The sequence below is a fragment of the Cellulomonas sp. NPDC057328 genome, assembly GCF_042667215.1.
GTDB lineage: Bacteria > Actinomycetota > Actinomycetes > Actinomycetales > Cellulomonadaceae > Cellulomonas.
In genome coordinates, this window is record NZ_JBHUZW010000115.1 from 1 (window position 1) to 12,823 (window position 12,823).

At 75.4% G+C, this 12,823-nt stretch carries 15 protein-coding genes; 8 read left to right on the forward strand and 7 right to left on the reverse strand.

Translation table 11 applies throughout. From position 1 onward, the window contains the following. Positions 1–91 precede the first annotated feature (91 nt). Genes ACFUMH_RS16020 through ACFUMH_RS16045 form a run of 6 tightly spaced genes read right to left on the reverse strand, consistent with a single transcriptional unit; the run spans position 92 to position 5,217 of the window. Positions 92–1,159 (reverse strand): hypothetical protein, encoded by a 1,068-nt coding sequence (locus tag ACFUMH_RS16020; protein WP_378207765.1) that lies wholly within the window; start codon positions 1,157–1,159, stop codon positions 92–94. Continuing rightward, positions 1,156–2,163: a VWA domain-containing protein gene (locus ACFUMH_RS16025; RefSeq protein ID WP_378207768.1), complete on the reverse strand. Its 1,008-nt coding sequence runs from the start codon at positions 2,161–2,163 to the stop codon at positions 1,156–1,158. Before ACFUMH_RS16025 ends, ACFUMH_RS16020 begins: the two co-directional genes overlap by 4 nt. After that, entirely contained in the window at positions 2,160–2,654 is a 495-nt protein-coding gene (locus ACFUMH_RS16030) for a hypothetical protein (protein ID WP_378207771.1), read from the reverse strand. Before ACFUMH_RS16030 ends, ACFUMH_RS16025 begins: the two co-directional genes overlap by 4 nt. After that, positions 2,641–3,606: a DUF58 domain-containing protein gene (locus ACFUMH_RS16035; RefSeq protein ID WP_378207774.1), complete on the reverse strand. Its 966-nt coding sequence runs from the start codon at positions 3,604–3,606 to the stop codon at positions 2,641–2,643. The genes ACFUMH_RS16030 and ACFUMH_RS16035 overlap by 14 nt, the downstream gene beginning before the upstream one ends. A 25-nt stretch (positions 3,607–3,631) precedes the next feature. Continuing rightward, a complete protein-coding gene (locus ACFUMH_RS16040; protein WP_378207777.1) occupies positions 3,632–4,627 on the reverse strand; it encodes an AAA family ATPase in 996 nt (331 codons plus the stop codon). Between the two features lie 11 nt (positions 4,628–4,638). Further along, entirely contained in the window at positions 4,639–5,217 is a 579-nt protein-coding gene (locus ACFUMH_RS16045; RefSeq protein WP_378207780.1) for an alpha/beta family hydrolase, read from the reverse strand. Between the two features lie 142 nt (positions 5,218–5,359). Between ACFUMH_RS16045 and ACFUMH_RS16050 the strand changes: the two genes are divergently transcribed. From ACFUMH_RS16050 to ACFUMH_RS16080, 7 genes are all read left to right on the forward strand, one after another. After that, positions 5,360–5,653 carry a WXG100 family type VII secretion target gene (locus ACFUMH_RS16050; protein ID WP_378207783.1) on the forward strand — a complete coding sequence of 98 codons (294 nt, stop codon included), beginning with the start codon at positions 5,360–5,362 and terminating at the stop codon, positions 5,651–5,653. After that, positions 5,650–6,228, forward strand: a complete 579-nt coding sequence (locus tag ACFUMH_RS16055) for a hypothetical protein (RefSeq protein ID WP_378207786.1) — start codon at positions 5,650–5,652, stop codon at positions 6,226–6,228. Before ACFUMH_RS16050 ends, ACFUMH_RS16055 begins: the two co-directional genes overlap by 4 nt. After that, positions 6,221–6,562 (forward strand): hypothetical protein, encoded by a 342-nt coding sequence (locus ACFUMH_RS16060; RefSeq protein ID WP_378207789.1) that lies wholly within the window; start codon positions 6,221–6,223, stop codon positions 6,560–6,562. Before ACFUMH_RS16055 ends, ACFUMH_RS16060 begins: the two co-directional genes overlap by 8 nt. Beyond that, a complete protein-coding gene (locus ACFUMH_RS16065; protein ID WP_378207792.1) occupies positions 6,562–7,335 on the forward strand; it encodes a hypothetical protein in 774 nt (257 codons plus the stop codon). Before ACFUMH_RS16060 ends, ACFUMH_RS16065 begins: the two co-directional genes overlap by 1 nt. A gap of 49 nt (positions 7,336–7,384) precedes the next feature. Next, positions 7,385–8,104, forward strand: a complete 720-nt coding sequence (locus tag ACFUMH_RS16070) for a hypothetical protein (protein WP_378207795.1) — start codon at positions 7,385–7,387, stop codon at positions 8,102–8,104. Positions 8,105–8,140: 36 nt separating this feature from the next. Beyond that, on the forward strand, positions 8,141–8,623 hold the full coding sequence (locus ACFUMH_RS16075; RefSeq protein ID WP_378207798.1) for an acyl-CoA thioesterase: 483 nt from the start codon (positions 8,141–8,143) through the stop codon (positions 8,621–8,623). Between the two features lie 66 nt (positions 8,624–8,689). Continuing rightward, on the forward strand, positions 8,690–9,388 hold the full coding sequence (locus ACFUMH_RS16080) for a YoaK family protein (protein ID WP_378207801.1): 699 nt from the start codon (positions 8,690–8,692) through the stop codon (positions 9,386–9,388). 159 nt (positions 9,389–9,547) lie between these two features. Here the strand turns inward: ACFUMH_RS16080 and ACFUMH_RS16085 are convergent, their stop codons facing one another. Next, complete coding sequence (locus ACFUMH_RS16085; protein WP_378207804.1) at positions 9,548–10,030, reverse strand: PPOX class F420-dependent oxidoreductase; 483 nt, start codon at positions 10,028–10,030, stop codon at positions 9,548–9,550. A gap of 168 nt (positions 10,031–10,198) precedes the next feature. On the opposite strand from ACFUMH_RS16085, the gene ACFUMH_RS16090 reads away from it, so the two are divergent. Continuing rightward, the gene (locus ACFUMH_RS16090) at positions 10,199–12,778 is read left to right on the forward strand and encodes an ATP-dependent Clp protease ATP-binding subunit (protein WP_378207807.1); all 2,580 of its coding nucleotides are present in this window, start codon (positions 10,199–10,201) and stop codon (positions 12,776–12,778) included. Positions 12,779–12,823 lie beyond the last annotated feature (45 nt).

The window sequence follows — 12,823 nt, forward strand, 5'->3', positions numbered from 1 at the left end:
GGGCGTGGGCGCTGCGCGTCGGCCAGGGCGTCGGCGCTGGCCTGGCGGCGTCCGGCGCGGGTCATGCGGTCGCGGCGCGGCGCGGGGCGGCTCACGCGGACCTCCGGCGGCTCGACGCGCGCGCCCACGTCCACGCCTCCGCGGCGAGCAGCAGCGCCGCGAGGAGAGCGAACGGCCACACGACGTCGCGCGTGCCGAGCACGTCGGTGCGCCCGTCGGCGGCGATCGTCGCGGCGTCGACGTCGGCGACGAGCGCACCGGTCGGCGTCGGCCCGGTGCGGTGCACGTACGGCACGCCGAGCTGCTCGGCGACCGTGCGCAGCCCGTCCTCGTCGAGGCGGGACACCGCGTCGCCGCCCGCGGGGTCGGCGATGTACGGCGGGTCGGCGTCCACGGTGCCGTCGTAGGAGCGCATGCGCCCGCCCTCCGTCGTCCCGTACCCGAGCACCGCGCCGCCGTCGACGAGCGGCGCGACCTCGGCGAACGACGCCGCGTCCCCGGTGCCGGTCTGCTCGCCGTCGGACAGGTAGAAGACGAGCCGCACCATGCCGGGATCGCGCGCGGCGGCGTCCTCGAGCGAGCGCCGCAGCACCGCGAGCGGGCGGTCCCGCAGCGTGCCCGCCGAGGACGCCGTCACCTCCTGCGTCACGGTCTGCGCCCACGCGCGCAGGGCGTCGACGTCGTCCGTGAGGGGCAGCTGCGTGCCCGCGTCGCCGGCGAAGCCGATCACGGCGAACGACGCGCCGGACAGGTCGCCGGCGAGCGAGACGACGTCGTGCCGCACGCCGTCGAGGCGGCGCACGGACGGCTCGGGCGGCAGGCCGGGCCCGCGCACGGTCGGCCCGCCGGGCCCCCAGTCCTCGGCGGCCATCGAGCCCGTGCGGTCGACGACGAACCACGCCTGCACGCCCGTGCGCGCACCGCCGGGCTGCGTCGTCACGACCGCGGGCGTGAGGCCGACGACCGCCACGGCCAGCACGAGCAGCGCGCGCCGCCACCACGTCAGCGGGCCGGCACGCAGCGCGCCGTCGCGGACGAGGCGCGGACGGCCGCCGGCGCGCGCGAGGCGCAGCCCCACCGCCTGCCCGACGCACAGCACGAGCAGCGGCAGCGCCGTGGCCAGCACGACGCCCACCGGGACCACCGTCCGCCACGTCATGCGCGCACCCGCCAGGCCAGGACGACGGCCACCAGGCCGGCGACGTAGAGCAGGACGACCCACGGGTCGGCGTCGTCGACGACGAGCCGCTCGGGGTCGGCGTCCATCGCGACGAGGTCGGCTGCCTGCACCTGCGCGAGGATCGCGGGCACGGCACCCGTGTCGGAGGCCTCCGCGAACACGCCGCCCGTCGCCTCGACCGCCAGGCGCATGCGGGCGCGCAGGCCGTCGGCGTCGCGCCACTCCTCGCGGTCCGGGTAGAGGCCGTGCACGACGGCGCCGCGGCCGGTCGCGAGCGCCGTGGCGTCCTCGAGCGAGTACAGGGGCGTGCCCCACAGCTCGTTGTCGGTCGCGAGCACCACCGAGCGCGAGCGCTCGACGTCGAACTGGTCGAACAGCAGCGCGCACGTCGCGAGGCCGTCGCCGATGAGCGACGCCTGCCCCGTGAGGCCGTCGGTGCCCCGGAACAGGTCCTCGACGTCCGGCCCCGCGTCGCCCTCGAAGACGTCCCGCGCGACGCGCAGCTGCGCGCGCACGAGGTCGTAGTCGTCGGTCAGCGGGAAGACGGTGCGTGAGGTCGAGTTGAACAGCGACAGCGCGACGCGCTCGCCCTCGAACTCCTCGACGAGCCGCTCGAAGGTCGCGACGACGGCCGCGTCGTAGTCGAGCATCGAGCCGGACACGTCGAGGCACAGCACGATGTCGCGGTTCGCGAGCTCGCGCGCACGCTCCTCGACGACGACCGGCCGCGCGACCAGCACGGCGGCCGCGAGGGAGGCCGTGCCGACCGCGAGCACGAGCCCGACGCGCAGCGCGTGGTAGCGCACGCGCCACGACCGCAGGGCGCGCACGTGGCGCAGCCCGGCCGTGTTGGCCACCCAGGTGGTCGCCGCGCCGGCGCGGCGCCACAGCAGGCCGGCGGCGAGCGCCGCGACGGCGAGCGCCACGAGCACCGGCACGGCCCACGGGGTGGTGAGCGTCGTCGCCGTGCCGACCGCGCTCACCACTCCCGGACCACCTTCCGGGCCTCCTCGAGCGACGTGCGCACCGAGGCGCGGCTGCGCGCCGCGAAGGACGGGTTCGAGTACCGCTCGAGCAGGCGCGCGAGCCGGCGGACGCGGCGGTCCCCGCGCGCGAGCCCGGCCGTGAGCGACGCCGTGCGCACGCCCGTGCGCGCCGCGGCGAACTCCCGCACGACGAACGCGAGCTCGAGGTGCACGCCGCGCTCGTCGAGCTCACCCGCGCGGTGGCGTCCCTCGACGGCCGTCAGGCGGTCGAGCGCGACCTGCCGGGCCGCCGCGTACGGGTCGCGGCGCCCCTGGGCGGCCGAGGGCACGCGGGCGGGGGCGGGCGTCGCGGGCGCGGCCGCGGCCGGGCCGCGCGTCGAGCGCACCACCCACCAGAACCAGCCGACCACCGCGGCGACCAGCGCCACCCCGACGAGCGGCCACCACGCGTGGTACGCCATCGGCTCGACGAGCTCACCGGCGGGCACGTCGCGCCCTCCCCAGCAGTGCCGCGACCTCGTCGAGCACGTCGTGCGTCGACTCGACCGTCACGGCCTCGACGCCGACGCGCGCGAGCCGCGACCGCACGGCGGCGTGCCGCTCGGCGCGGGCCGTCGCGACGGCCTCCTGCACGCGCCGGCGCCCGCGCAGGAACGCCGGCAGCGTCCAGCCGGTGACGATGTCGCGCACGGCGCTCGCCCCGCCGGGCGCGGCGACCGGCCGCCCGCGCCGGCGCGCGTCCGAGGCACCGGCGAGGGTGCCCGGCGCGGCGCCGAGCCCCGCGCCGAACAGGTCCGCGTCCGCGACCTGCACGACCATCACCTCGTGCCGCGTGCGCACGCGGGCCAGCGCCCGCGCGTCGTCCTCGGTCGGCCGCGCCTCGTCCGTCACGACGACGACGAGCGAGCGGCGCGCGGTGCGCCGCAGCACGCGGTCGAGCAGCCGCGCGAGGTCGCCGTCGCCGGCCGCCGGGTCGAACGTGCGCTCGAGGCGGCGCAGCAGCACCTCGAGGTGCGTCGAGCCGGCGCGCGCGGGCAGCTCGACGACGCGGGCCGTGTCGCCCGCGACCAGGCCCACGCGGTCCCCGCGCCGGTGGGACAGGTGCGCGACCACGTCCGCGACGAGCTGCGCGACCGCGTCCTTGCGCTCGCCGCCCGCCGACGTCGCGCCCATGTGCCGGCCGGTGTCGACGACGAGCACCACGGACAGGTTGGACGTCGCGACGTACCGCTTGACCACGGGCTGCGCCGACCGTGCCGACGCGCGCCAGTCGATGTCGCCCACGTCGTCCCCGGGCGTGTAGAGGTGCAGGTCGTCGACCTCGTCGCCGTGGCCCTTCCACACCGCGCGGTGGCGTCCCTCGAGCAGCCCGGTGGCGCGGCGCACCGTGGGCAGGTCGAGGCGCGCGCGCACGAGCGCGAGGCGGGAGCGGTGGGGCATCGGTCGGGTCGCCGTCAGGCCGCCGTCAGGGCACCGGGACCGCGTCGAACACGGCGTCGACGATCGACTCCGGGGTCACGTCGTCGGCGAGCGCGTCGAACGTGCGCACCACGCGGTGGCGCAGCACGGCGTGCCGCAGCGCGCGCACGTCGTCGGGCGTGACGTGCCCGCGCCCGTCCCGCAGCGCGACGGCCTGCGCGACGCGCATGAGGGCGATCGACCCGCGCGGGCTCGCGCCCATGCGGACCAGGCGGTCGTGCCCGGGCACCGGCACGGGCCCGCGGCCGCGCGTGGTCGCGACGAGGTCGACGACGTACCGGCGCACCGACGCGTCGACGTACACCTCGTCGACGCGCGCCTGCAGCCAGCGGACCTCGTCGAGGGAGAGGCGCTCCGCGTCGAGCGGCCGCGTCATGCGGCCGTCGGAGATGCGGTCGAGGATCTCGACCTCCTCCGCGGGGTCCGGGTAGTCGAGGACCTCCTTCATGAGGAACCGGTCCATCTGCGCCTCGGGGAGGACGTGCGTGCCCTCCTCCTCGATGGGATTCTGCGTGGCCAGCACCATGAACGGCGTCGGGACCGGGTGCACCTCGCCCGCGATCGTCGTCTGCTTCTCCTGCATCGCCTCGAGCATCGCCGACTGCGTCTTCGCGCTGGACCGGTTGATCTCGTCGAGCAGCACGACGTTGGCGTGCACCGGGCCGAGCTGCGTCGTGAACGTCGACGTCCCGTAGTTGAAGACCTGCGTGCCGACGATGTCCGACGGCATGAGGTCCGGCGTGCACTGGATGCGGTGGAACGAGCCCGAGACCGCGTGCGCGAGCGTCTGCGCGGCCGTCGTCTTCGCCAGCCCCGGGACCGACTCGAGCAGGATGTGCCCGCCGCACATCAGCGCCGTGACGAGGGAGCGGCGCAGCCCCACCTGCCCGACGACGCGCTGGTCGAAGACCCGGTCGATGCGCTCCGTGAGCGCCACGGCGCGGTGGAGGTCGCGGGAGCTGAGCGTGTCGCGGGGAGGCACGGGCCGCGAGGTTACCCGGCGGCCGGCCACCAGAGGCGGACCGCGGCGACGACCGCCGTGTCGCGCGGGGCGTGGGCGCCGGGCACGAGGGCGAGCGTCCACGGGCCGCCGAGGCCGGCCAGGTGGGCCGTCAGCTCGTCCGGCGTGCCGAAGGGGTCGCGCTCGCCCGACACCGCGAGCACCGGCACGCGGACGTCCGGCAGGTGCGCTGTGCGCAGGCGGTCCGGCTGCCCGGGCGGGTGCAGCGGGTACGACAGGAGCAGCAGCCCGGCCGCGGGCAGCCCCTCCGCGACCGCGACGGACGCCATGCGCCCGCCGAACGAGCGCCCGCCCACGACCAGCCGGTCGGTGCCCACGCCGAGCTCCGCGGCGAACGCCTCCGCCTCGTCGCGCACGCGGGCCACCGCCGCGGCGCCGCGCGGCAGGTCGACGCGGCGGACGGCCACGTGCGGCGACAGCGCCGCGTCGAGCGCGACGAGCGTCGCGTGGTCGCGCGTCGCGCTCGCGCCGGGGGTCAGCAGCACGCCGGCGACGTCGGCGGGCACCGCACCGCGGTGGACGACCCGGACGTCGGGCGCGGCGGTCGGCATCCCCGCACCGTCTCACGACGCCGGTCCGGGCACGACGCCGCATCTGCCCGGCTCGTCCGGATGAGTGGAGCCCGCCGTGCGCCTGGCCGCGCGACGGCGCCGCTCGTTACGCTGCCCCGCGACCCCCGACGAGGAGGAGCCCATGACGCGGTACCGGGTGCACCCGGGACAGCTGCTGCGCACCGTCGACGCCCTGCGCGACGCCGCGGCCGGCATCGAGGCGGAGCTCGAACGGCTGGACGCCGAGGTGCGGCGGCTCGAGGGCCGCTGGTCGGGCGAGGCCCGCGAGGCATACTCCCGGGCGCAGGCGCAGTGGCGGAGCGACCTCGCGGCGCTGAACGCCGTGCTCGACGGCGCGGCCCGCCGGTCGGCGAGCGTGTCGGCGCGCTACACGCAGGCGCGCCGCACCGTGGCCGGCCGCTGGGGCGCCGCGTGAGCGCCGCGGGGGGCGCCGCGGAGCAGGCCGAGCCGATGCTGCAGCGCCTCGAGGCGCTCGCCGCCCGCGGCCGCGCGCTGCAGGACAGGGCGCGCGAGGTCGAGCAGAACATCCGCACGCTGCTGCCGGAGGCGCGCACCGACCTGGCCACGGCCACGGTCGACGAGGCCGGTGTCCTGACGAGCCTGACGTTCGCGCCCGCCGCGGCGGACGCGACGCCGCAGCAGGTCGAGGACGCCGTCAACCTGGCGATCGCGGCGGCCGCCGGTCCGCCCGCGCTGCTCTCCCCGGCACTGGCGGGGGCGGTCCTCGCCGCCGTGCGCGACGGCGGGCTCCCGACGCCGGTCGTGCACGAGGAGCAGGACGGCGCCGTCCGCGTCGACGCGCTGCTCGGCCGGCCCGGTCGCGTCCGCCTGCGCCCCGACCTCCTCGAGCGCACCTCGCTGACCGTCGTCGCCGAGCTGGTCGTCGCCGCGCACGCGGCCGCCGCCCGTGCCACGGCGCCGGCACCCGTACCCGAGGGACCCGCAGCCGACGCACCCGCCACCGACCTCCCGGAGGACGACCGTGTCTGAGACCGGTGTGGAGTGGGACGCCGACGACCTGCGGGCCGACGCCACGGACCACTGGGACCCGTGGTCGGACCGCCTGCGCGGCTACGGCGAGGCGGCGACGGCGGCGTACGCGCCGGTGACCACGCAGGACTGGTCGCTGATCCCCGGCGCGCAGGACGTCCGCGTGGCGTTCGAGACGTTCCTCGGGCAGGTCACCGGGTTCCTCGGGGAGGGGGCCGAGGTGATGGAGGGCATCGCCCGCACGCTGCTCGGCACCGCCGCGGACTACGTCGAGGCCGAGGAGGGCAGCACCGCCGAGCTGGCGGAGATCCAGGCCGAGCTGGAGGGGCTCTGATGGGGTACGTCGAGGCGATCAAGGCCTTCGAGCACGGACGGCTGGCGGACGCCGCACAGACGGTGCGCACGCTGCGGGCCGGGTGCGACCCGGTCATCCGCCAGCTCGTGAACGTCTACCTGGACACGTTCCCGCCGTTCCCGTTCAAGGACCGCGTGGCGGACGAGATCGCGGAGCAGGTCATCGAGGTCGTGCAGGAGGTGTGCGACCAGGTCCTGGAGTCGATCGCGGCCCTCGACGAGCTCGTCGACTGGATCGGCGGGCCGGAGGCGCTGCGTGCGGCCGCCGCCGCGCTGGAGACCACGGTGAACGCGCCGGTCGCCCAGCTCTCGCTCGACATCGACGGCGCCGCGCTGCCCGCGCTGTCGTCGTGGGTCGACCTGCCGCCGTCCGAGGTCTACCGCGACGTGCGCGGCGCCCAGGTCGACGAGCTCAACCGGCTGCCGCAGCTCATCACGAGCCTGCGGACCGTGCTGCGCGGCATGGCCGACGCGATCGAGCAGTTCTACGTCGAGCTCGGCATCGCGATCACGGGCGCGCTCGTCGCGGTCGGCAGCCTCGTGCTCGCGGTGCTGGAGGCGGCCGGCGTCATCACGATCCCGCTCGCCGTGGTCTCGATCGTCACCGCGATCATCGGCGCCGTGGGCGCGGTGGGCGGCATCATCGCCCTCGTCGTCACGACGACGCAGGTGCAGGGCAACCTGCTCGACACGGCGCGGACCGGCTTCACGCGGACGTGGGCGAACCGCGACAAGTTCGCGACGGTGCAGTGACGGGGACGGTGCGGAGGCCGCTGCGGCGCGCCGGGTGCGAGGGGCGCCCGTGAGCGCGCGGCTCGTGCGTCCCGGCGCGGCCCGCGGCACGCGCGCGCTCGTCCTCGCCCTCGTGGTCGTCGTCCTGCTCGCGGCCGCCGGCGTGGTGGTGGCCGGCGTGGTGCTGATGCGGACGACCGGCGACCCGCACCCGTCGCCGGCACCCCACGCGGAGCAGTACCTCGACGCGCTCGCGACGGGCGACGCGACGGGGGCGCTCGCGCTGAGCGGCCCGGACGACACGTCGCTGGCCGTCGGCAGCACGGCGCTGCTGCGGGACGACGTGCTGGCCGGGGCGGTGGCGCGCATCGCGGACGCGCGGGTCGCCGACGTCACGGTGTTCCCCGGGGACGCCACGGTCGACGTCACGTTCACGCTGGCCGGCGACACCTACCGCGAGACGCTCGCCTACGACTGGGACGAGGCGGACGACGACTGGGTCCTGACCCGCGGCCTCGCGGGGACGCTCGCCGTCACGGGGCAGCGGGCGGCGCCCGTCCCGTTCGCGGTCACCGGGGTGCGCGCCGACGACGACCCGGCGCTGTGCCGCGACGGCCGCTGCGGGCCGGACGGGGAGCAGCTGCTCTTCCCGGCGGTGTACGACGTGTCGGTCGACCTGACGGGCTGGGCGTTCGACCCGGCGGAGAACCGCCCGACCGAGCAGGAGGTGCGCGTCGAGCCGCGCGGCGACGCGGAGCTGCGCTTCGTCGCCGAGCCGCCCGCCGGCTGACCCACCGGCCTGCGTACCGGTGAGTACGGTGTGCGGGTGAGCGAGGGGACGGCACCGGCGGCCGGTGCGACGGGGCAGGACGTCCGCGGACGCGTCGTCATGCAGGTGCGCTGGTCCGACGTCGACCTGTTCGGGCACGTCAACAACGCCGCCTTCCTGCGGTACCTCGACGACGCGCGCTTCACGCTGTTCCCGCGGATGGGCGTCGACGAGGCCGGGGCGATGACGGCGTCGCTGCTGGTCGTCGTCAAGCACGAGATCGACTACGTCGCGCCGATCCGGTTCCGGCTGGCGCCGGTCGTCGTCGAGGTGTGGGTGCCGCGGCTGGGGCGGTCGTCGGTCGACTTCGCGTACGAGGTGCTCGACGGCGACGGACCCGGTGCCGGCGTCGCGCTGCGGGCGCGCTCGCGGATGGTGCAGCTCGACCGGGCGACCCACACGCCGCGGGCGTTCACCGCCGAGGAGCGCGCGTCGTTCGCCGCGTACCCCGGGTCCGAGCCGGTGCTGCGCGGCTGGTGAGGGCACCGGCCGCGTGACGCACGCCGCACGCGCGCGTCCTACCGCGCACCGGGCCGGGCGGGGACGATGGCGCCCGTGACGACGCCCCGCCTGCACCTCGTGCTCATGCTCGCCCTGACCTTCACCACGGGCATCATCGACGCCGTCGGCTACCTCGGCCTCGACCGCGTCTTCACCGCCAACATGACGGGCAACGTCGTCATCCTCGGCATGGCGCTCGCCGGTGCCGACGACCTGCCCGTCGCCGGGCCGCTCGTGGCGCTCGCGGGCTTCATGCTCGGCGCGGCGATCGGCGGGCGGGTGCTGCGGCGCGCGGCGCAGGGCTGGACGCACCGCTCGACGACGACGTTCGGCGCGACCGGCGTCATGGCGGTGGGGCTGGGGGTCGCCGCGATCGCCGCGCACCCCGAGGAGGGCACCGTCTGGGGCCTCGTCGTCACGACGCTGCTCGCGGTCGCGATGGGCCTGCAGGCGGCCGCCGCGCGCCGGCTCGCCGTCAAGGACGTCACGACCGTCGTCGTCACGTCGACCATCACCGGGCTGGCCGCCGACTCGCGCCTCGCGGGCGGCCTCGGGGACAGCTGGGCCCGCCGCCTGCTCGCCGTGGTGCTCATCCTCGCCGGCGCCGCCGCGGGCGCCCTGCTCCTGAAGATCGGCGAGGCGGGCGTGGGCGTCGGCATGATCGTCGCGGGCGTCCTCGCGCTCGTCGTCGCGCTCATCGGCCACGCCCGCCGCGACCGCGAGACCGCGACGCCCACCCCCTGACCCTCCGGGGCGCGCCACCTTCGCGCGCCCGCCTTCCCGCGCTCCACTCCCGCGTGTCTCACCGCGAACGGGGTCTGGTGTGCGCCTCCGTCGTCGGAACCGCACACCAGACCCCGTTCGACGGCCTCTGGTTCGGCCGGGTGGCGGGGGTGGGGCGGGTCAGGCGCCCGCGTCCAGGCGGGCCGCGACGTCGGCGGGGAAGCCGCCGGTCGCGATCGGGCTCCAGCGCTCCGGCGTGATGCGCAGCAGGCTCTTGCCCTGCAGGCGCATCGCGGCGCGGTACTCGTCCCAGTCGGGGTGCTCGCCGGCGATGCAGCGGAAGTAGTCGACGAGGGCGTCCTCGGCCTCGGGCATGTGCAGCACCTCGGCGGTGCCGTCGACCTGCACCCACGCGCCGTCCCACTCGTCCGACAGCACGCACACCGAGACGCGGGCGTCGCGCTCGGCGTTGCGCGTCTTCGCGCGGTCCGGGTACGTGGAGATGACGATGCGGCCGTCCTGGTCGACGCCGCCGCTGACGGGCGAGACCTGCGGGCGGCCGTCGGCGCGGGCCGTCACGAGCAGCATGTGGTGGCGCGGACGCACGAAGTCGAGGAGCGCGGTCAGGTCGACGGTCGTGGTGGTGGCGATGGAGCGCGGCATGCGCACGACAGTACGTCGCCGGTCCGCCGCCCCCGTATCCGCCTGCGGCGAACACGGGACTCCCGGGAGGTACCCCGCCGTTAGCATCGAAACACGCCGCCTTCGCCGGCACCGCGCGCACCCCTGCCGCACGGTCCTGACGGGGCACGCCGCTCGTGAGGAGTGCACATGTTCGAGAGATTCACCGACCGAGCCCGCCGCGTGGTCGTCCTCGCCCAGGAAGAGGCGCGGATGCTCAACCACAACTACATCGGCACCGAGCACATCCTCCTGGGTCTCATCCACGAGGGTGAGGGCGTCGCGGCCAAGGCCCTGGAGTCGCTCGGCATCTCGCTCGAGGCGGTCCGCGCGCAGGTCCAGGAGATCATCGGCGAGGGCCAGCAGGCGCCGTCGGGCCACATTCCCTTCACCCCGCGGGCGAAGAAGGTCCTGGAGCTGTCGCTGCGCGAGGCGCTGCAGCTCGGCCACAACTACATCGGGACCGAGCACATCCTGCTCGGGCTCATCCGCGAGGGCGAGGGCGTCGCCGCCCAGGTCCTCAACAAGCTGGGCGCCGACCTCAACCGCGTGCGCCAGCAGGTCATCCAGCTCGTCTCCGGCTACCAGGGCAAGGAGCCGGTCGCCTCGGGCGGCCCGGCCGAGGGCCAGCCGTCCGGCTCGGCCGTGCTCGACCAGTTCGGGCGCAACCTCACGCAGGCCGCGCGCGACGGCAAGCTCGACCCGGTCATCGGGCGCGAGAAGGAGATCGAGCGGGTCATGCAGGTGCTGTCCCGCCGCACCAAGAACAACCCCGTGCTCATCGGCGAGCCCGGCGTCGGCAAGACGGCGGTCGTCGAGGGGCTCGCGCAGGACATCGTCCGCGGCGACGTGCCGGAGACGCTGCGCGACAAGCAGCTCTACACGCTGGACCTCGGCGCGCTGGTCGCCGGCTCCCGCTACCGCGGTGACTTCGAGGAGCGCCTGAAGAAGGTGCTCAAGGAGATCCGCACGCGCGGCGACATCATCCTGTTCATCGACGAGATCCACACGCTCGTCGGTGCGGGTGCCGCCGAGGGCGCGATCGACGCCGCGTCGATCCTCAAGCCCATGCTGGCCCGCGGCGAGCTGCAGACCATCGGCGCCACGACGCTCGACGAGTACCGCAAGTACGTCGAGAAGGACCCGGCCCTGGAGCGCCGCTTCCAGCCGATCCAGGTCTCCGAGCCGAACCTGCAGCACGCGATCGAGATCCTCAAGGGCCTGCGCGACCGCTACGAGGCGCACCACCGCGTCTCCATCACGGACTCCGCGCTGGTCGCGGCCGCGACGCTGGCCGACCGGTACGTCAACGACCGGTACCTGCCGGACAAGGCGATCGACCTGGTCGACGAGGCGGGCGCCCGCCTGCGCATCCGCCGCATGACGGCTCCGCCGGAGCTGCGCGAGCTCGACGAGCAGATCGCCGAGACGCGCCGCGACAAGGAGTCGGCGATCGACGAGCAGGACTTCGAGAAGGCCGCGCGCCTGCGCGACGAGGAGAAGCAGCTCGGGCTCAAGCGCGCCGAGAAGGAGAAGGCCTGGAAGAACGGCGACCTGGACGCCGTCGCCGAGGTCGACGAGGAGCTCATCGCCGAGGTGCTGGCGAACGCCACGGGCATCCCGGTGTTCAAGCTCACCGAGGAGGAGTCGAGCCGGCTCCTGCACATGGAGGAGAACCTGCACAAGCGGGTCGTCGGCCAGGACGCCGCGATCAAGGCGCTGTCGCAGGCCATCCGCCGCACGCGTGCGGGCCTCAAGGACCCGAAGCGTCCCGGTGGCTCGTTCATCTTCGCCGGCCCCACGGGTGTCGGTAAGACCGAGCTCGCCAAGGCGCTCGCCGAGTTCCTCTTCGGGGACGAGGACGCGCTGATCCAGCTCGACATGTCGGAGTTCTCCGAGAAGCACACCGTCTCGCGCCTGTTCGGCTCGCCCCCCGGGTACGTCGGGTACGACGAGGGCGGTCAGCTCACGGAGAAGGTGCGCCGCAAGCCGTTCTCGGTCGTCCTCTTCGACGAGGTCGAGAAGGCCCACGCGGACATCTTCAACTCGCTGCTGCAGATCCTCGAGGACGGTCGCCTGACCGACTCGCAGGGCCGGGTGGTCGACTTCAAGAACACCGTCATCATCATGACCACGAACCTCGGCACGCGGGACATCGCCAAGGGCGTCCAGACCGGCTTCCAGGCCGGCGGCGACCTGTCGACGTCGTACGAGCGCATGAAGGCCAAGGTCAACGACGAGCTCAAGACGCACTTCCGTCCGGAGTTCCTCAACCGCGTCGACGACGTGGTCGTCTTCCCGCAGCTCTCGCAGCCGGAGATCTTCCAGATCGTCGACCTGATGATCGCGAAGCTCGACAAGCGCCTGCGCGACAAGGACATGGGCATCCAGCTCACCGACGCGGCCAAGCGCCTGCTGTCGGAGAAGGGCTACGACCCGGTCCTCGGTGCGCGTCCGCTGCGTCGCGCGATCCAGCGGGAGATCGAGGACGTCCTGTCCGAGAAGATCCTGTTCGGCGACCTCAAGGCCGGCGAGCTGGTGATCGTGGACGCGGAGGGCGAGGGCCTGCTCGGGGAGTTCCTGTTCCGGGGCGTCCCGCGCAGCGAGCGGGACAAGGAGCCGGTCGGCGTCGGCGCCCCCGTGGGCACGCCGGGCTCCGGCACCGACGTCCCGGCCGCCCCGCCGGCGGCCAGCCGCGGCGACGGCGGCACGGGGCTCGCGCCGCTCTGACGCGCAGCACCCGCTGACACCCGAGGCCCCGGCCCCCTCCACGGC

Coding starts and splice junctions, on each gene's coding strand:
- ACFUMH_RS16035 (WP_378207774.1), bottom strand. CDS start 3,606: ATGCCCCACCGCTCCCGCCTCGCGCTCGTGCGCGCGCGCCTCGACCTG.
- ACFUMH_RS16050 (WP_378207783.1), top strand. CDS start 5,360: ATGACGCGGTACCGGGTGCACCCGGGACAGCTGCTGCGCACCGTCGAC.
- ACFUMH_RS16090 (WP_378207807.1), top strand. CDS start 10,199: ATGTTCGAGAGATTCACCGACCGAGCCCGCCGCGTGGTCGTCCTCGCC.
- ACFUMH_RS16045 (WP_378207780.1), bottom strand. CDS start 5,217: ATGCCGACCGCCGCGCCCGACGTCCGGGTCGTCCACCGCGGTGCGGTG.
- ACFUMH_RS16080 (WP_378207801.1), top strand. CDS start 8,690: ATGGCGCCCGTGACGACGCCCCGCCTGCACCTCGTGCTCATGCTCGCC.
- ACFUMH_RS16020 (WP_378207765.1), bottom strand. CDS start 1,159: ATGACGTGGCGGACGGTGGTCCCGGTGGGCGTCGTGCTGGCCACGGCG.
- ACFUMH_RS16065 (WP_378207792.1), top strand. CDS start 6,562: ATGGGGTACGTCGAGGCGATCAAGGCCTTCGAGCACGGACGGCTGGCG.
- ACFUMH_RS16085 (WP_378207804.1), bottom strand. CDS start 10,030: ATGCCGCGCTCCATCGCCACCACCACGACCGTCGACCTGACCGCGCTC.